This is a genomic window from Dellaglioa sp. CoH-55-MRSF-7 (assembly GCF_056782235.1).
Genome location: NZ_JBXAYI010000001.1, coordinates 292,924 through 309,982, shown reverse-complemented (window position 1 = coordinate 309,982; position 17,059 = coordinate 292,924). Strand labels below are relative to the sequence as shown.

The 17,059-nt window shown below is 33.5% G+C and carries 18 protein-coding genes and 1 tRNA gene; 13 read left to right on the top strand and 6 right to left on the bottom strand.

What is annotated here, in order from left to right; all coding sequences use genetic code 11:
• Window positions 1-34: 34 nt before the first annotated feature.
• On the bottom strand, window positions 35-880 hold the full coding sequence (locus AC1RPU_RS01415) for a DUF6574 domain-containing protein (RefSeq protein ID WP_481761077.1): 846 nt from the start codon (window positions 878-880) through the stop codon (window positions 35-37).
• An 18-nt stretch (window positions 881-898) separates the two neighbouring features.
• Entirely contained in the window at window positions 899-2,437 is a 1,539-nt protein-coding gene (locus AC1RPU_RS01410; RefSeq protein ID WP_481761076.1) for a zinc ribbon domain-containing protein, read from the bottom strand.
• Between the two features lie 381 nt (window positions 2,438-2,818).
• Between AC1RPU_RS01410 and AC1RPU_RS01405 the strand changes: the two genes are divergently transcribed.
• Window positions 2,819-3,130 carry a helix-turn-helix domain-containing protein gene (locus AC1RPU_RS01405; protein WP_481761075.1) on the top strand — a complete coding sequence of 104 codons (312 nt, stop codon included), beginning with the start codon at window positions 2,819-2,821 and terminating at the stop codon, window positions 3,128-3,130.
• Here the strand turns inward: AC1RPU_RS01405 and AC1RPU_RS01400 are convergent.
• Together AC1RPU_RS01400 and AC1RPU_RS01395 are read right to left on the bottom strand one after the other, a co-directional pair.
• Entirely contained in the window at window positions 3,125-3,346 is a 222-nt protein-coding gene (locus AC1RPU_RS01400; protein WP_409021835.1) for a hypothetical protein, read from the bottom strand. The two genes, AC1RPU_RS01405 and AC1RPU_RS01400, sit on opposite strands and share 6 nt — an antisense overlap.
• 211 nt (window positions 3,347-3,557) lie before the next feature.
• Entirely contained in the window at window positions 3,558-4,568 is a 1,011-nt protein-coding gene (locus AC1RPU_RS01395; RefSeq protein ID WP_481761074.1) for a YdcF family protein, read from the bottom strand.
• A 169-nt stretch (window positions 4,569-4,737) separates the two neighbouring features.
• Between AC1RPU_RS01395 and AC1RPU_RS01390 the strand changes: the two genes are divergently transcribed.
• The gene (locus AC1RPU_RS01390; RefSeq protein ID WP_481761073.1) at window positions 4,738-5,337 is read left to right on the top strand and encodes a cadmium resistance transporter; all 600 of its coding nucleotides are present in this window, start codon (window positions 4,738-4,740) and stop codon (window positions 5,335-5,337) included.
• Between the two features lie 10 nt (window positions 5,338-5,347).
• Window positions 5,348-5,668, top strand: coding sequence for an ArsR/SmtB family transcription factor (locus tag AC1RPU_RS01385; RefSeq protein WP_481761072.1), 321 nt, complete (start codon window positions 5,348-5,350; stop codon window positions 5,666-5,668).
• An 80-nt stretch (window positions 5,669-5,748) separates the two neighbouring features.
• Here the strand turns inward: AC1RPU_RS01385 and AC1RPU_RS01380 are convergent.
• Together AC1RPU_RS01380 and AC1RPU_RS01375 are read right to left on the bottom strand one after the other, a co-directional pair.
• Window positions 5,749-5,821: transfer RNA gene (locus tag AC1RPU_RS01380), tRNA-Ala, on the bottom strand.
• A gap of 452 nt (window positions 5,822-6,273) precedes the next feature.
• Window positions 6,274-7,722, bottom strand: a complete 1,449-nt coding sequence (locus tag AC1RPU_RS01375; RefSeq protein WP_481761071.1) for a C40 family peptidase — start codon at window positions 7,720-7,722, stop codon at window positions 6,274-6,276.
• Between the two features lie 477 nt (window positions 7,723-8,199).
• Here AC1RPU_RS01375 and lepB point away from each other — a divergent pair, with 477 nt between their 5' ends.
• From lepB to guaB, 10 genes are all read left to right on the top strand, one after another.
• On the top strand, window positions 8,200-8,802 hold the full coding sequence (gene lepB, locus AC1RPU_RS01370) for a signal peptidase I (protein ID WP_481761070.1): 603 nt from the start codon (window positions 8,200-8,202) through the stop codon (window positions 8,800-8,802).
• A gap of 49 nt (window positions 8,803-8,851) precedes the next feature.
• A complete protein-coding gene (gene rihA / locus AC1RPU_RS01365) occupies window positions 8,852-9,802 on the top strand; it encodes a pyrimidine-specific ribonucleoside hydrolase RihA (protein WP_481761069.1) in 951 nt (316 codons plus the stop codon).
• A gap of 99 nt (window positions 9,803-9,901) precedes the next feature.
• Complete coding sequence (gene rsmG, locus AC1RPU_RS01360) at window positions 9,902-10,636, top strand: 16S rRNA (guanine(527)-N(7))-methyltransferase RsmG (protein WP_481761068.1); 735 nt, start codon at window positions 9,902-9,904, stop codon at window positions 10,634-10,636.
• Between the two features lie 18 nt (window positions 10,637-10,654).
• Window positions 10,655-11,503, top strand: coding sequence for a nucleoid occlusion protein (noc, locus tag AC1RPU_RS01355; protein ID WP_481761067.1), 849 nt, complete (start codon window positions 10,655-10,657; stop codon window positions 11,501-11,503).
• A gap of 6 nt (window positions 11,504-11,509) precedes the next feature.
• The gene (locus AC1RPU_RS01350) at window positions 11,510-12,277 is read left to right on the top strand and encodes a ParA family protein (RefSeq protein WP_409021824.1); all 768 of its coding nucleotides are present in this window, start codon (window positions 11,510-11,512) and stop codon (window positions 12,275-12,277) included.
• Window positions 12,267-13,148, top strand: coding sequence for a ParB/RepB/Spo0J family partition protein (locus AC1RPU_RS01345; RefSeq protein WP_409021823.1), 882 nt, complete (start codon window positions 12,267-12,269; stop codon window positions 13,146-13,148). Before AC1RPU_RS01350 ends, AC1RPU_RS01345 begins: the two co-directional genes overlap by 11 nt.
• Before the next feature lie 13 nt (window positions 13,149-13,161).
• Entirely contained in the window at window positions 13,162-13,362 is a 201-nt protein-coding gene (locus tag AC1RPU_RS01340) for a DUF951 domain-containing protein (RefSeq protein WP_409021822.1), read from the top strand.
• A gap of 22 nt (window positions 13,363-13,384) precedes the next feature.
• Window positions 13,385-14,485, top strand: a complete 1,101-nt coding sequence (gene ychF, locus AC1RPU_RS01335; RefSeq protein ID WP_481761066.1) for a redox-regulated ATPase YchF — start codon at window positions 13,385-13,387, stop codon at window positions 14,483-14,485.
• Window positions 14,486-14,514: 29 nt separating this feature from the next.
• A complete protein-coding gene (locus AC1RPU_RS01330) occupies window positions 14,515-15,273 on the top strand; it encodes a DUF1129 family protein (protein ID WP_481761065.1) in 759 nt (252 codons plus the stop codon).
• A 163-nt stretch (window positions 15,274-15,436) separates the two neighbouring features.
• Window positions 15,437-16,924, top strand: a complete 1,488-nt coding sequence (guaB, locus tag AC1RPU_RS01325) for an IMP dehydrogenase (RefSeq protein ID WP_481761064.1) — start codon at window positions 15,437-15,439, stop codon at window positions 16,922-16,924.
• Window positions 16,925-17,059 lie beyond the last annotated feature (135 nt).

Here is a 17,059-nt window from a genome sequence, read left to right as displayed (position 1 = left end):
TTTTAACTTTTTATAATTAGGTTAAGCAATAAACTTAAAATCCAGCTGCAGAGATGATTGAAGCTATGTTGGCTGCTAAACTGACAGCAAATACTGACATAACAATCATGAAAACTAAAGCTAATAGAAGTTGTCCAATGACAACGCCGTAAAGTTTATCTATTTTAAGTGGATTTGTATCAATAATCATCGATAAAATGAAAGCAATACTCATGATAAGGGCCATTAAAGCATACATGAATACAGCAAGGCCTCTCATTCCAAGTAGCATGAAAAGCATACTAAGGACAGCTAATACAAGATTGATCATGAGGTAGTGTGTAAAGCGATTTGTAAATGAAAGTAAGGTATCACTCTTATCGCCTAAAACAACATTACGAACAAAAAATCCAATTAGTATGTAAAAGGCAAAAGCTAGTAGTGTTAAGAAAAATAATTTTGCGTAGACACTACTGTCAATTGTTGGCGCATAGGTACTTTGAGTGTTAAAGAGTCCTGAAAATAGACTTGAATTAACAGATTTAGCAACATTATCCATTATTAATTTTACAAAAATATCATTAAATATGGCGAATAAAATAATTGTCGTAAAGCCGAAATATTTATGACCATTTTCTAAAATTGTGGGATGTTTAATGGCATTTAAGAAATAAGACCAATAATTTGATGCGAATGTTTTAGCTTGTTCAATATTCTCATTTTGAGCTTTAGTATCTTGTTGTTGCGTGTATTGTTGTTGGAATTTTGTTGGTTCTTGTACGTTTTGTGATTGTGTTGCGGCCGTTTCTTGGGCTGGTTTAATGGAAAAGGCAAATCCACAGTTTGTACAAAATTTTACATTTTCTGGTTGTTGTGAACTACAGTTTGGGCATGTTTTCATGATTATTTCCTCCAAAGTTTAGTTGTCTTCAATTTTTTCACTAATTTTTTTAGCGGGTGTAATTGACTTGATTAAGAAGTCATCGTTATTAGAATAATTAACTTTAGCAGTATATCTAAATACTTGTGTTTTAGTTGAATAATTATCGTCACTATCAGTGAAATCGAACGTATAAGTAACATCATAAGCGACATCAAATTTATTTTTATCTGTCGGTGTTACTGATAATACTTTAGCGTCATAAGAGACACTACTGATTGCATCATCATCATGATAATTTTTAGCAATAGTCACCCATGCCTTGGCATCTGCATTGCTTGAGCCATTAACAAAGAAACTGCCTATTGAGCCATAACTATCATTTGAATCCTCATTAGAGTCATCACCATCGATAGTGTAGTCATCAATTTGGGTAAATAAATTGTCTATATAACTTTCTGCATCATCTAGAGTTAACATATTAGGAAAATTAATATTGAATAAATTGCTACTAGAACTATCTTGAAAGCCATTTTCATCTGTATTATTTAAAGTTACGTCGTTATCATCATCGCTACCTGAAATTTGGTATTCACTGGTAACGAGAGTGTTGTCTCCGACCTTTTCTTTAAGCTGCAATCGATTGTTTCCAGAAGAGGCAATAGGGCCAATTGTTGCAGAACCATCATCATCAGTTGTACCAACTTTTTTAGAATTAACATAGATATCAGCATTTGCGATACTTTTAATTCTAAAAGTAAGTGTACTTAAATCTAAATTGACGTTAGAAGTTGAACTAGTGAGCGTCTCAGTCGATTTATTATTTAGTTTAGTACCATCAATAGAGCCAGCTGCTTCTATTGTGTAGTTACCGGGAACTAGATTTGAGATTGTTTTACTGTAATTATCAGAGTCAGCTGTAGCAACTTTTTTATCATTCATCTTGATAACAGCCCCAGAGCTATTCGTTGATAAGTTAACGGAAACGGTTGAAAAGTCAGCCGTATATTTAGGGAATAATAACCAATGTTTACCATTTTCTTTTAAATGAAAATGTGTTGAAGTGCTTGCTCCATTGGTTAATTCGTTTTTAAAAGTTTTAAGAGAGTCTGTACTACCCCATGCATCTGATGCAGGTTTCATAGACTCATCAGTAATTTTTAATGCCGTATCCGATGTTGAAAAATAAGCTTCCATGTTTTTATCGGTTTTTAATGCATCTGTAATTCGTTCAATTTGATTTTCTTTTGAGTAATATTTTGTTCCAGCATAGTAGCCAACAACAATAATAAGAGCGATAATACCAATCAAAATTCTGATGAATTTTGTTTTACCTGAGATGGGTAATTTAGGATTTGCAGTTCGTGTTTGTGTAGGTGGCATTTGTTGTTGTGTTGGTTGAACCGGCGTAACAGGTTGCTGTGACGCAACTGAATTAACACGTAAATCAAAATTACAATTAGGACAGAAATTACCATCCTTAGGAACTTCACTTCCACAATTAGGACAGAATTTTTTTGTCGTACTCCCAGATAAATCATCTGAAGGCGCATAATAGATTTGTTCTTTTTTAATCATTGGATCTCCTTTTTAACTACCTTAATAATATGATTAACTTTGACTACTTAACTAAAAGTTACCAAATCTAGTGTATACATAGCGAGTTTTAGTTTATAAAATAATGGCTAACTCAATCGCATAAAATAGGATTTTAATCATTGGTACTTATGTATTTTTTTAGGTTGTTAGATGCAGAATTAGTAATACCCCCCGTGGCCTCCTTAGATTTAAATTACTAAATCAACGAATAAAGACAAACCTTAAACGAAACTTAAGTTATTTTATCAGCTTAAAAGGTTTTTGTATATATATATATATTAAAAAAAGATAAGCTATAATCTGTTTGATTGTTTTAAAAACCTTTACCATAAAGAGAACCTTTCTGATTAGGAGTTTAATATGCTTAAAAAAATAGGAATTTTAATTCGTGCTAAACGAAAATTATTGAATATGACCATTGAGCAACTGGCTGAAAAATCAAAATCTTCTGTTAGTTTAATTTCTTTGATAGAGCGAGGTAAGTTAGATAATATTAAAATAAAAAAATTATCAGATATTGCTGAAGCGCTGGATATGACGTTAGCTGACTTCTTTACTAATCAAAATTTAAAAGGTGTTGCAACGCTGGATTTGATTAATTATCTTGCTTCTTTACCCAAAGAAAAAAGAGAAGCGACAGCTGAATTATTGCTTAAAGTAATCCGTTTATAAATGATTATCATTAATGATTGACCATGCTATTTCTTCAATAGTGTGGTCAATTTTTTGTGCTTGATAGGCTGAGACTAAATCAATTTGTTTGGTAGGTAAATCTAAAGTTAAAATATCAAAATTGTGAAAATCAATCCTATGGTTACTAAAGTCATAAATTAAAAATTTTAAATCTTGTAATACCTTCAAATTATCGTGTATATCTATCCCATTCATAAATAAAATCTCCCTTACTAAAAAACTGTATAAAAAAAGCATTAGCTTTTATTAGCTAATGCTTAGATTACAACAAAAATAGTTAATTTATAAGACTGATATTAATAAAAATTAATTCTAACGATAGTACTGAGTTTTGTCAATATGACATAAATTAAAGGTTTATCCTTTTAAGTAGATTAATTAATTTAAGTAAGTATTGAAGTAATAATTATTTAAAAAGCTGTTGAAAAATAGACAGTAAAAGGAGCAACAAAATAACTATAAAATGACGATTTTTATGAAGCATTATGATAGCAATGAATTCACGCAAGAACGCATTAGGTAAAAAATACCATGGCGTTTTCCCGCCAATGCCTTGAGCATTTACACCAACCATTCGTGCAAATATTGCAGCACGAAAGATATGGTAGTTATTTGAACTGAATAAAATATGATCCCCTCTATGATCAAGATCAATTATTTTTTTTGAGAAACGCATATTTTCAAAAGTCGTTGTTGATTTGTCTTCTAGTAATGTAAATTCTTCTGGATAACCACTGTCGATGGCCCATTTTTGCATTGCCTGTGCTTCTGAAATAGACTCATCATTACCTTGCCCACCTGAAAAAATAATAATCGGGCGTTTACCGCCTAATAGTATTTGTTTGTCCGCAAAATTGGTAGCACGTTTGATTCTGTTGGCAAGTAGTTTACTAACTTTATAACCGTTGATTAAACCTGCACCTAGTACAATGATGTAGTCTTGATCATATTTTGGACGTCGTAAGCTATATAAAATACTAACAGACAAGAAATTTAAAAAAGCGAACATAAGATATAAGCCAGTCAACGAAGCAAAATTAAATGGTAATTGAAGATACCAAGGCCACGTACTGATTAAAGGTGTCACAAACCAGCGAATGATAAGAACAATAGCAAGTAGTAGTCCAAGCATGTTAGCTAATGAATAACTTTCACGTTTAAAGACTAGTCCAGTATTAATTAATAAAAATGGAATAGTTGCAATTGAAAGTAATATCAAACCTATAGCGCCAACAATGATAATAAAAACAGCGCTATTTTTCATAAAATTGATAGGGGAAGTAGCGAGTACACCTATTAAAGAAATGACAAATATATTGAACAGAAATCCATTAATTAATTGACGTGGTTCTTTGTGAAAGCTGATATACCAAATAGCTAACAATAAAATAGGTAGTAACAGTATTAGATAGTCCATATGAATTCCTCCGAAGTAATAGATAATAAACTAATTCTAGCATATTTTTGAATAAATAAGGTACTAATAAATTTATATTTAACCGTTTACATGGACGTTAACATATGATATATTATTCACATGAACAAAATATCATATGAATAATATATCATATAGAGGAGATGCTATAATGGTCACACTATTAGGTTCAACTGTACTCGCATTCATTTCAACAAATATCGATTATCTTTTAATTCTAATTATTATTTTTGCTAAGTATAAAAATAAACATGAAGAAAAATTAATATTTATAGGAGAGCTACTTGGTAGTGGGACGCTTATAGCAGTTAGTTTGATTGCTGCCTTTTGGTTAAAACTGATTCCTGAAGAATGGATCTTAGGATTTTTGGGACTTATTCCGATTATAATGGGTATAAAAATGTATTTTAGTGATGAAGATGAGGGTAATGAGGTCCGGGAGAAATTAGGAAAACCGGGTCAAGGCATAATTTTAAATGTAATTATGATTACTATTGCAACTTGTGGACCAGATAATCTTGCTATCTACGTCCCATTTTTCACGACATTATCTATTAGGGATGTACCTATTGTACTGATGCTATTTTTTATATTCTTATGTATCATTACATGGTTGAGTAAAATGATTACTAATTTACCTAAAATCCAAGAATTTTTTCAAAATTTTGGTAATTTAATCACTCTAATTGTTTATGTTTTCTTAGGTCTATATATATTATTAGAAAGTGGTACTATTCAGCACTTTATGTAGGAGGAAAATAATGCAACCGTACAATGAAATTCCAAAAAGTGAACTTGATGAATCAATTATGATAACTAAGCTATTGAATAATCGAATAAGATTACAATTAATCTATTTATTGGAACAACATGAATATAATGTAACTGAATTATCAAAGATACTTAATGTTGAACAAACAAACTTATCTCATCAATTAAGTTTATTAAAAACGCATCAAATAATTAGTCAGAGACGAGAAGGAAAGTTAATGTACTATCAAATTGACGATCCGCATATTATTGAAACTATGACAGCGCTGTTGCAACATGCAAAACACGTTGCAAATGGAAAACCTTATTAAATAGAAACGTAAGAAAAAGAGATTAACTTCAAATTGAAGTTAATCTCTTTTTTGATTTTTAAAATCTGTAGTGGTTACTATGGACCCTAACGGATTTGAACCGTCGACCTTCTACTTGCGGAGCAGACGCTCTCCCAACTGAGCTAAGGGCCCGAATAGCTTTATAATACACCAAATAGCCAAAATTAAAAGAAAAAGTTAGTTTTGCTTCTATGTATTTATGCCATTTTAAAATGTTTCACATGAAACATTTTAAAATGAGTAACGATTTTTAAAGATAAAAGGTTTCAAATATCACTTGTTAATAGTAGGGTAAAAAGCATTAAATACCAGTTTTTGATTAATGATGAATAAGCCGAAGAGTATAAGATTTTTGTTTTTAAATAGCAGACATAATCTTATGATGGCGTGATGTGAAGATATTTCCAAACATTAATAATTATTCGATTAATACTCTTTTAGAAGGAACAAATAATAAAATTCAGATTTCTAACGGACTTATTTCCAATCTTAGCAACTTTTATAGATTCCGAACCAGAATACTTTATATATTAAAATCCATAAAAAAAGGTCCCACTCACTTAGTGAGTGGGACCTTCATAATATTATTTATTAACAGTACCAGCAAATGAAGCAGGGTAATATGCTAATGCACCAATTTTAACATTTTGACCAGGTTCTGGAGCAGCGATATATTGGCCACCACCTAAGTAAATACCAACATGGTATGTAGAACCTTGAGCTCCCCAGAATAATAAATCTCCAGGTTGAGCAGCAGCAGTTGATTTCTTAGAAACATTTGATTCTTGTCCAATAGTATTACGGTTTAAGTTAATACCAACTTTTGCGAATACATATTGTGTGAATCCTGAACAATCAAAACCAGAAGGAGTTGATCCACCCCAAACATAAGGAGTACCTATGTATGCTTTAGCAACAGAGATAACTTTGCTTGCTGAGTAGCTTGCTGTTTGTGTTGTAGAGCTTGCAGCAGCAGTATTAGCTGTTGAAGTAGTATTAGAACTTGCAGCAGCAGTATTAGTTGTTGAAGTAGTATTAGAACTTGCAGCAGCAGTATTAGTTGTTGAAGTAGTATTAGAACTTGCAACAGCAGTGTTAGCTGTTGAAGCAGTATTAGAACTTGTAGCAGCCTTAGGTGTTGAAGTAGCATTAGAAGTTACAGCAGCTTTAGGTGTTGTTGTAGCTTTTGCAGGTGTAACAACTTTTTCAGCAGTTGTAGAAGCTACTTTAGCCATTGAACCTGTTAAGTTTAATGTTTGGCCAGGGTTAATCATTGAATTAGAAGATAAACCATTAGCATCACATAGTGCTGAGATAGTAATACCGTTTGATTGAGCGATTGACCATAATGAATCGCCGTTTTTAACAGTAACAGTCTTATTATTTGTAGTAGATGCTGCTTTAGGTGTAGCTGTTTCTACTTTAGGAGTTGCAGTAACTGATTTAGCAGCACTTACTTCTGCTTTAGGAGTTGTAGCAACTGGTTTAGCAGTACTTGTTTCTACTTTAACAGTTTTAGCTGGTGTTACTTTAGCGGGAGTAACAGTAGTACTTGCAGCTACCGCTTTTGAACCAGTTAATGTTAAATTTTGACCGGGTAAGATAAGTGCTGAGTTATCAGCAAATCCATTAGCCGAACGAAGTGCTGAGATTGAAATGCCATTTTCTTTAGCGATTGACCATAATGAATCACCATTTTTAACAGTAACGGATGTTTTATTTACTGAAGTATTAGTAGTAACGATAGTACTTGTTTTAGCTGAAGTACTTTTTTGTGTTGAGCTTGCTTTAGCGTTGCTATCCTTTTCAGGAATATTTAATGATTGACCACTTACAATAATATGAGAATTTGCGTCAATATTGTTTAAAGTTTCGATTGTTTTGATTGAAACGCCATACTTCTGAGAAAAAGCCCAAACAGTATCGTTTGTTTGAACTTTAACTGTTGCTGCATCAGCAGTTGCGTTAGATGCAAGAAGGAGGCCAGCGGTACCAACTGTACCGAGTAATAATGATTTAAGTGTGTTATTCAAGTTGAGTCACATCTACTTTCTTATTTTATTGGATTTATACTACAGTAACTATTGTAACCGGTTAGTGTTGCAATCAAATACAAAAACTATTACAACTTAGCATGATTTTGTAATATATACTAAGTAATGTTTATATATCAATGATAATGATGATTTATGTATTTAACTTATAATTTATTTAATTTAGTAAATCCCATGTGCAATAATGGTTTAGAACACTTTCAATATATTTTAAATTAAAATATATTGCCCCCCGATGTTACAAAGATATTACAGAAACCTTATGTTTCTATACTACTAGAACTAATTAAAACTATACCAGTCGTTTTACATGGTTGCAAATGAAATTTTAAGTTTTAATAGAAAGGGATTTCATTGTCTGGTATCATTTGAATTATTGGATATTGAAAGTCCTTAAATAGTTGGCGTATAATTAACTAAATAAGGGGATAAAAAATATAATGATTAGGTGGAAATATGAAAAGAATAGTTAAAGAAATAATGAGTTGGATTATACCGATTGCAATCGGTTTAATAATCGCGATGCTTTTAAAAACATTTGTTGTCACAATGGTACGTGTTGATGGGCCATCGATGCAACCTAACTTAGTTAATAATGAGCATGTTGCTGTTGTTAAAGTTATTGATATTAAGCGCTTTAGTACTGTTGTTTTTGATGCATACGGCGTAGATCCTGATGCAACTGAGGGTCAAGAGTATGTTAAACGTGTTATTGGAATGCCTGGTGATACAGTAGAATTTAAAAATGATCATGTCTATGTTAATGGTAAAGAAATTGAAGAACCTTATATTTCAACTTATCAAAAAACAGTAGGGACAAGGGTTCAGAACATAAATGCTAAAAACTGGACATTCAAGTCATTGGCTGTAGATAATCAATGGGCTAAAGATACTTCAGCTATCAGAGTACCTTCAGATAAATATTTTGTTCTAGGAGATCATCGTTCAGTATCTAATGATAGTCGTTACTGGGGGTTCGTTGATAAGTCGAAAATTCAAGGTGTTGTAAAAGTACCATTCTGGAATTTTAATAAGGCTGATCATAAATATATTTATTAATTGCATTAAAAATGCAGAAAAATAATTCGATTGAAGAGGAGATTTTATTATGACAAAAACACCAATTATTTTAGATTGTGATCCAGGACATGATGACGCATTAGCGTTAATGATGATTATTGCTTCACCAGAATTTGATTTACGTGCGGTGACAACATCCGCTGGAAATCAAACACCTGATAAAACATTTGATAACGCTTGTCGACTACTAACATTGATGGAACGGACAGATGTTCCAGTTGCTAGTGGAAATAAAAAACCTTTACTACAAGAATTAATGATTGCCGATGCCGTTCATGGAGATACTGGTGTTGATGGAACAGAGTTACCTAAATCTGAAATTCCAGCAACTAATTTAACAGCAATTGAGTTAATTGCAGAAACATTATCTAAAAGTGCTGAAAAAGTTACAATGGTTGTCACGGGCCCAATGACGAATATGGCACTATTTTTAGCTGTCTATCCTGAATTAAAAAATAAAATTGAAAAAATTGTCTTTATGGGTGGCTCAACGGATGTTGGAAATGTTAAACCTGGTTCAGAATTTAATATTGCCGTGGACCCAGAGTCAGCAAAAATGGTTTTAAATGACTCTATTCCAATGGTTATGGCTGGATTAAACTTAACTCATCAAGCACAAATTTTAGATTCTGAAATTGAAGAAATTGGTAAGATTAATAATAAAGTAGCGCAATCAGCCTACGGGTTATTGAAATTTTATGGTATTTACTATGGTCAAGAAAAATGGGGATTCGACGGTATTCCATTACATGACCCTTGTACAATTGCTTGGATGTTACATCCTGAATTATTCACAAGTGAAAAGTACCATGTTGATGTTGAGGTGAATGGTGATCTTACTAAAGGTGAGACAATCGTTGATAAATTTGATTTATTGGGATTAGAAAAAAATACAGAAGTCTTACTATCAATTGACCGTGCAAAATTTGTCGAATTATTAATTTCAAAACTTAAAAAATTTGATAAATTAGTAGGATAGAGAATCTTACAGTTGGCTTGTATTTCTGGCCTAAATACGTTAAAGTTAAACAGGACGTGAAACATCGTTTTGTTTCACAAATAACGGAGGGCCAGTCATATGAATCCAGAAGAATTTCGTCAAGCATTAGCTGAAAAAGACATTAATTTAACAGACAGACAAATGGCACAATTTGAAACATACTATGAATTTTTAGTAATGACAAATGAAAACCTTAATCTGACTGCTATTACAGAAAAATCAGACGTTTATTTGAAACATTTTTATGATTCTTTAACGCCTGCTTTTTATTCAAAAGAAATACAAAGCGAGCCCTTATCTATTTGTGACGTCGGCGCAGGTGCCGGCTTCCCTTCAATTCCACTGAAGATTGCTTTTCCGCAATTAACGGTGACTATTGTTGATTCGTTGAATAAACGTATCAACTTTTTAAATGAATTGGCGGACAAATTAGATATTACAGGGGTTGCTTTTTTTCATAATCGTGCTGAAGAATTTGCAGGTAAAAAAAGTTTATATAGAGAACAATATGATATCGTGACAGCTCGTGCTGTTGCAAGATTGAGCGTACTATCTGAATTGTGCTTACCTTTAGTTAAATTAAATGGTCAATTTATCGCTCTCAAAGCTCAAAAAATGGACGAAGAATTAGTCGATGCCGAATATGCTATCAAGCTTTTAGGTGGTCAAGTTGTGGCTAATCATGAATTTACTTTACCAATTTCAGATGACGAACGTCATCTATTAGTCGTTGATAAAGTCAAATTAAGTCCTAAAAAATACCCTAGAAAAGCGGGTGTACCTGGACGTACCCCACTTGTAAATAAGATATAGTCAGGAGGTCGTCGGAAAATGGCATTTTCATTTTTAGGAAATCGTAAAAATCAACAAGAACAAGAAGATGAAACGAATCAAACGAAGGTTAGTGACATTTCTGTTACGACTATTGTACCCAATCGCTTCCAACCTCGTCGTGTCTTTGATGATCAAAAAATTGATGAATTAGCACAAACCCTTAAAGAACACGGGTTATTGCAGCCTATTATTTTGCGAGAGTATGAGACTGGAAAATATGAGATTATTGCTGGGGAACGTCGTTTTCGGGCAGCATCTTCATTAGGATGGAAAAAAATTCCGGCAATTGTTCAGAAAATGGACGACGACCAAGCGGCTTCGATGGCACTAATTGAAAATTTACAACGTGAGGAACTAACAGCAATTGAAGAAGCAGAGGCCTACAGTAAACTAATGAGTTTAAACCACTTATCACAGTCAAAATTAGCTGAAGATATGGGTAAAAGCCAAGCATTTGTTGCTAATAAATTGCGTTTATTAAAATTAGAACATGACGTACAAACGTCCATTATGGCGCAACAGATATCCGAACGTCACGGAAGAGCAATGGTTAGTTTATCAGCTAGCAATCAAAAAAAATTATTAAAACGTATTTTAAAAGAGAAATTAACAGTGAAAGAAACCGAAAAGTTAATTTCAGCTAATAAAATTAAACCAGAATCAAAAGTGTCTGAAAAGAAAAACACGAAAAAAGGTAATCCTGATAAAAGATTAGTGATTAATACCCTAAAACAAGCGGTTCAAGTTATAGAAAATAACGGTGTAACGATTAAATCAAAACAAGAAAAAACTGATTCAGGGTATCGCGTTATTATTGATGTGATTGAATCAAAAAAGGAGGGTTAATCAAACATGGGAATTGTTATTTCATTAGCAAACCAAAAAGGTGGCGTTGGTAAAACAACAACGAGTGTGAATTTAGGCGCTTGTTTAGCCGAGCTAGGCAAGCGTGTTTTATTAATAGATACGGATGCTCAAGGAAATTCAACAAGTGGTGTTGGTATTGAAAAATCAACAATAAAAAAAGATATTTATGATGTTTTAGTTAATGAATTTCCAATTAAGGAGACAATTCTAGCTACTAGTCATAAAGGATTAGATATCGTTCCGGCAACCATTCAATTGGCTGGTGCTGAGATTGAATTAACACCGCAAATGGCTCGTGAAACAAGATTATTGGATGCCGTTAAAACAATTGAAGATCAGTATGATTATATTTTAATAGATTGCCCGCCATCACTTGGATTGATTACAATTAATGCCTTTACAGCTAGTAAATCAATTTTAATTCCTGTTCAAAGTGAATACTATGCTTTGGAAGGTTTAAGCCAATTGCTTAACACAATTCGTTTAGTTCAAAAGCATTTTAATCCAGATTTAGCCATTGAAGGCGTTTTAATGACAATGTATGATGCACGTACAAATTTAGGCGCAGAAGTTGTGTCTGAGGTGCAAAAATATTTTGCAGAAAAAGTCTACAAGACAATTATTCCGCGAAATGTCCGCTTGTCTGAAGCACCTAGCCATGGGATGGCAATTATTGATTACGATCCTAAGTCGAAGGGTGCTCAAGTCTATATGGAATTGGCAAAGGAAGTGTTAAAAGCGCATGGTAAATAATAAAAAAGGTCTTGGAAAAGGGATTAACGCGTTATTTCAGGATGAACTTGATCAATATGATGATACAAAAGAATCTGTTGTTCGTTTAAACTTAGCTGAAATTCGCCCTAATCCTTACCAACCTCGTAAAACATTTGATGAAGATGCCCTAAAAGAATTAGCTGCGTCTATCAAAAAATCAGGTGTCTTCCAACCAATTATTGTAAGAGAATCAGTCATTAAGGGTTATGAAATCATTGCAGGAGAACGTCGTTTCCGTGCGTCTAAATTAGCAGGACTAACAGATGTCCCTGCAATTATTAGAACGATGACAGAAGAAGCAATGATGGAAGTTGCTATTTTGGAAAATTTACAACGTGAAGAATTGTCTCCTTTAGAAGAGGCAGAAGCTTATAACATGTTGATGGAAAAATTAAACTTAACGCAGTCACAAGTTTCAGAGCGATTAGGCAAAAGTCGTCCTTATATTGCTAATTATTTGCGTTTATTAGGATTGCCCAACTCAGTTAAAGAATTACTCCAAGTTGATCAGTTATCGATGGGTCAAGCAAGAACATTGCTGTCACTTAAAGATAAACAAAAAATTGGGGCATTAGCTAAAAGAACAGTTAAAGAAAATCTAACTGTTCGTGAGTTGGAAAAAGTAATTGCCCAAATGAACGGCGAAATTAAAAAGAATACTAAAAAAGTGAACGAAGTTGAAAAATCAATTTATGTTCAACAAAGTGAGAACTTGTTAAAAGAAAAATTTGGAACACAAGTTTCTATCCAACAGAGCAAAAAAAATCATAAAGGTAAGATAGAAATTGACTACTTATCAACGGATGATTTGAACCGTATTTTGGACTTACTTGATATTTCACTAGACTAGGAGGTTAGTCAGTATGTATGACTTACATGATATTGTTGAAATGAAAAAACCACATCCTTGTGGGACTAACCGCTGGGAAATCGTGCGAATGGGAATGGATATTCGCATTAAGTGTTTAGGATGCGGGCACCTTATTCTATTACCTAGACGAGAATTTGAAAAAAAGATGAAAAAAATGTTAGAAAAAGCAACAACAGAAGATAATACAAAATAAATGAAAAGAGTGACGTCTAATTATGGCATTAACGGCAGGAATCGTAGGATTACCAAACGTAGGTAAATCAACTTTATTTAACGCAATTACAAAAGCAGGCGCGGAAATGGCTAATTACCCATTTGCGACAATCGATCCAAACGTTGGGATGGTTGAAGTTCCAGATAAACGATTAGCACGTATCGATGAAGTAGTCCCTGCTAAAAAAATTATTCATACAACTTTTGAATTTACGGATATTGCCGGTATTGTTAAAGGCGCAAGTAAAGGTGAAGGACTTGGTAATAAATTTTTAGAAAATATTCGTCAAGTTGATGCTATTGTGCACGTTGTTCGTGCATTTGACGATGATAATATCACACATGTTTCTGATAAAGTGGATCCAATGGACGATATTGAAACAATCAACTTAGAACTTGTTTTTGCAGATTTAGATAGTGTGACAAAACGTTATGCTAAAGTTGAAAAAGTGGCTAGAACAAAAGATAAAGATGCGTTGGCTGAATTCAGTATTTTACAAAAAATCAAACCAGTTCTTGAAGCTGGACATGCCGTTCGCTCAATTGAATTTGATGAAGAAGAAGAAAAATATGTTAAAGGTATGTTTTTATTAACGAACAAACCAGTTCTTTATGTCGCTAATATTGCTGAAGATGACATGGCTGACCCAGATGCTAATAAGTATGTAAAATTAATTGAAGCCTTTGCAAAAGAAGAAGGTTCAGAATGTTTAGCCGTTTCTGCTAAAACAGAAGAAGAAATTGCTGAACTAGATGATGAAGATAAACTTGATTTCCTTGAAGCTGCTGGTGTTGAAGAATCAGGACTTGATCGCTTAATCAGGGCATCTTATAAATTACTAGGTTTAGCAACTTTCTTTACTGCTGGTGGTGCCGAAACACGAGCATGGACCTTTAAACAAGGGATGAAAGCACCTCAAGTTGCCGGAATTATCCATTCAGATTTTGAACGTGGATTTATCCGTGCTGAAACAATGTCATTTGCTGATTTAGATAAAAATGGAAGCGTCGCAGCAGTTCGTGAAGCTGGTCGTTTACGTTCCGAAGGTAAAGAATATGTCGTACAAGATGGCGATATTATTGAGTTCAGATTTAACGTCTAAATAAAATAAGTCAGTAGGGGTTGTTAGTCATGTCAGAAGAAAACAAAGTCGAAGAAACATCAGTTGAAGAGAGAAATGCGACAGCTGCAGCAAAACAAAAAGAACATTTAGAAAAAGAAACGAAGTTACAGGATAAAGGACCCTTTGCGGGATTAACGAAGCGTAATGAAGATTATGTTTACCGTTTAAATAGTATTTTGAAAGATTCAAAAATTAATGATGAAAAACGAAATACGGTCATTGGTGAAATTGTTGCAGAACTTCGCACCGAACAGCATAAAGGTGTAACAGCAACTAAACTATATGGTCCTGTTAGTACAAAAGCAACTGATATCATTATGGGCCCACAGAAAAAAGCTGCAGAACCAACAAGTAGTTTTTGGTTAACAGCTTTAGATAATGGGTTGATGATGTTATTAATTTTTGCTGGTATGTACGGTGTTATGGGATTAATGAGTAAAACAAGTACGCAAGCAGAAGCTTCTGGTGCTGGTGGATTATTAACACTACTAATCACATCAATTTTGGGTGGTATTGGAGCAGCGCTCTTCTACAAAAAATATGGCCCAAACGTCAAAAAAGAAGACAAACCAGCTTTCTGGGTTACATTACTAGTATTTGTAGCCTTTCTTGCAGTATGGATTCTTGCCTACATGTTAGTGGCATTGATTCCAGGACCACTTAATGCATTGTTGCCAGCCCCTGTTTATCTTGTAATTGCATTAATCGCATTTGCAGTTAGAATTTACGTTAAACGTCGCTATAATATCAACCGAACAATGTTTTAAATTGATTGATATCTTGAAAAGAGTTCAGGTAAAATTTTTGAACTCTTTTTTGTTACAGTTAAAAACGATTATAGGTTAATAAGAATCGGACGATAACCTTGACCAATGTTGAGTTTATCTGGTATGTTAGTAAACAAAATAAAAGTAGAAAGCTGGTTTTAAAATGTCAAATTGGGAAACGAAGTTCGTTAAAAAAGGATTTACTTTTGATGACGTGTTGTTAATACCTGCAGAAAGTCATGTATTACCGAACGAGGTTGATATCAGTGTACAATTAGCTAAGAATATCAAATTAAATGTCCCAATTTTAAGTGCTAGCATGGATACTGTTACAGATTCTAAAATGGCGATTGCTATGGCTCGCCAAGGTGGCTTAGGTGTTATTCATAAAAATATGAGTATCGAACAACAAGCTGAAGAAGTCAGAAAAGTAAAACGTTCTGAAAGTGGCGTTATTATTGATCCTTTCTATTTAACACCGCAACATTCTGTTGCAGATGCTGAACAATTGATGAAACGTTACCGTATTAGTGGTGTTCCAATCGTTGAAACATTAGAAAATCGCTTATTGATTGGTATCATTACGAATCGTGATCTACGTTTTGTTTCTGATATGTCAGTCCTAATTGATAGTGTTATGACTAAAGAAGGATTAGTAACAGCTGCGGAAGGTACTTCGCTTAAAGAAGCTGAAAAAATACTCCAAAAAAATAAAATTGAAAAATTACCAATCATTGATAAAAATGGTCGTTTAACTGGTTTAATAACAATTAAAGATATCGAAAAAGTTGTTGAATTTCCTAACGCAGCTAAAGATGAACATGGCCGCTTACTTGCTGCTGCCGCTGTTGGTGTTACAAGTGATACATTTGAACGTGCTACAGCTTTACTAGATGCTGGTGTTGATGCTTTAGTTATCGATACTGCTCATGGTCATTCAGCCGGTGTTATCCGTAAAATTACTGAAATCAGAGCACAATTCCCAGAAGCAACTTTAATCGCAGGTAATGTCGCAACTGGCGAAGCAACTCGTGCCCTTTATGATGCTGGCGTTGATGTTGTTAAAGTTGGAATAGGACCTGGATCAATCTGTACAACACGGATTGTTGCTGGTGTTGGTGTTCCGCAATTAACAGCTATTTATGACGCTGCTGAAGTAGCTCGTGAATATGGTAAAACAATCATCGCTGATGGGGGTATTAAATACTCTGGTGATATCGTTAAAGCCCTTGCTGCCGGTGGTAACGCTGTGATGTTAGGTAGTATGTTAGCTGGAACTGATGAAGCTCCTGGTGAATTTGAAATTTATGAAGGTCGTCGTTTCAAAGTTTACCGAGGTATGGGAAGTTTAGCAGCTATGGAACAATCAAATGGTTCTTCTGATCGTTACTTCCAAAGTGGCGTAAATGAAGCTAATAAGTTAGTGCCAGAAGGTATTGAAGGTCGTGTATCATACAAGGGTAGTTTAGCTGATATTGTTTTCCAAATGGTTGGAGGCTTACATTCAGGTATGGGTTACGTTGGTGCTGGAACATTGAAGGCATTACAAGATGACGCACAATTTGTTCAAATTTCAGGTGCTGGTTTAATTGAATCACATCCACATGATGTTCAAATTACCAAAGAAGCACCTAATTACTCAGTTAAATAATAATTAAAAAGGCGTGATTTCTTTCAGATGAAAGAAGTTACGTCTTTTTTAATGGAGAGTTTTAAATTATAAATAAGACTCTAATGATTAATCATGATTTGATGCAAAATCATTGTATACAGTAAAAGGAATACG

Coding starts and splice junctions, on each gene's coding strand:
- AC1RPU_RS01410 (WP_481761076.1), bottom strand. CDS start 2,437: ATGATTAAAAAAGAACAAATCTATTATGCGCCTTCAGATGATTTATCT.
- AC1RPU_RS01390 (WP_481761073.1), top strand. CDS start 4,738: ATGGTCACACTATTAGGTTCAACTGTACTCGCATTCATTTCAACAAAT.
- AC1RPU_RS01330 (WP_481761065.1), top strand. CDS start 14,515: ATGTCAGAAGAAAACAAAGTCGAAGAAACATCAGTTGAAGAGAGAAAT.
- rihA (WP_481761069.1), top strand. CDS start 8,852: ATGACAAAAACACCAATTATTTTAGATTGTGATCCAGGACATGATGAC.
- AC1RPU_RS01400 (WP_409021835.1), bottom strand. CDS start 3,346: ATGAATGGGATAGATATACACGATAATTTGAAGGTATTACAAGATTTA.
- AC1RPU_RS01385 (WP_481761072.1), top strand. CDS start 5,348: ATGCAACCGTACAATGAAATTCCAAAAAGTGAACTTGATGAATCAATT.
- AC1RPU_RS01405 (WP_481761075.1), top strand. CDS start 2,819: ATGCTTAAAAAAATAGGAATTTTAATTCGTGCTAAACGAAAATTATTG.
- rsmG (WP_481761068.1), top strand. CDS start 9,902: ATGAATCCAGAAGAATTTCGTCAAGCATTAGCTGAAAAAGACATTAAT.
- AC1RPU_RS01350 (WP_409021824.1), top strand. CDS start 11,510: ATGGGAATTGTTATTTCATTAGCAAACCAAAAAGGTGGCGTTGGTAAA.
- AC1RPU_RS01415 (WP_481761077.1), bottom strand. CDS start 880: ATGAAAACATGCCCAAACTGTAGTTCACAACAACCAGAAAATGTAAAA.
- lepB (WP_481761070.1), top strand. CDS start 8,200: ATGAAAAGAATAGTTAAAGAAATAATGAGTTGGATTATACCGATTGCA.
- guaB (WP_481761064.1), top strand. CDS start 15,437: ATGTCAAATTGGGAAACGAAGTTCGTTAAAAAAGGATTTACTTTTGAT.
- AC1RPU_RS01395 (WP_481761074.1), bottom strand. CDS start 4,568: ATGGACTATCTAATACTGTTACTACCTATTTTATTGTTAGCTATTTGG.
- AC1RPU_RS01345 (WP_409021823.1), top strand. CDS start 12,267: ATGGTAAATAATAAAAAAGGTCTTGGAAAAGGGATTAACGCGTTATTT.
- noc (WP_481761067.1), top strand. CDS start 10,655: ATGGCATTTTCATTTTTAGGAAATCGTAAAAATCAACAAGAACAAGAA.
- AC1RPU_RS01340 (WP_409021822.1), top strand. CDS start 13,162: ATGTATGACTTACATGATATTGTTGAAATGAAAAAACCACATCCTTGT.
- ychF (WP_481761066.1), top strand. CDS start 13,385: ATGGCATTAACGGCAGGAATCGTAGGATTACCAAACGTAGGTAAATCA.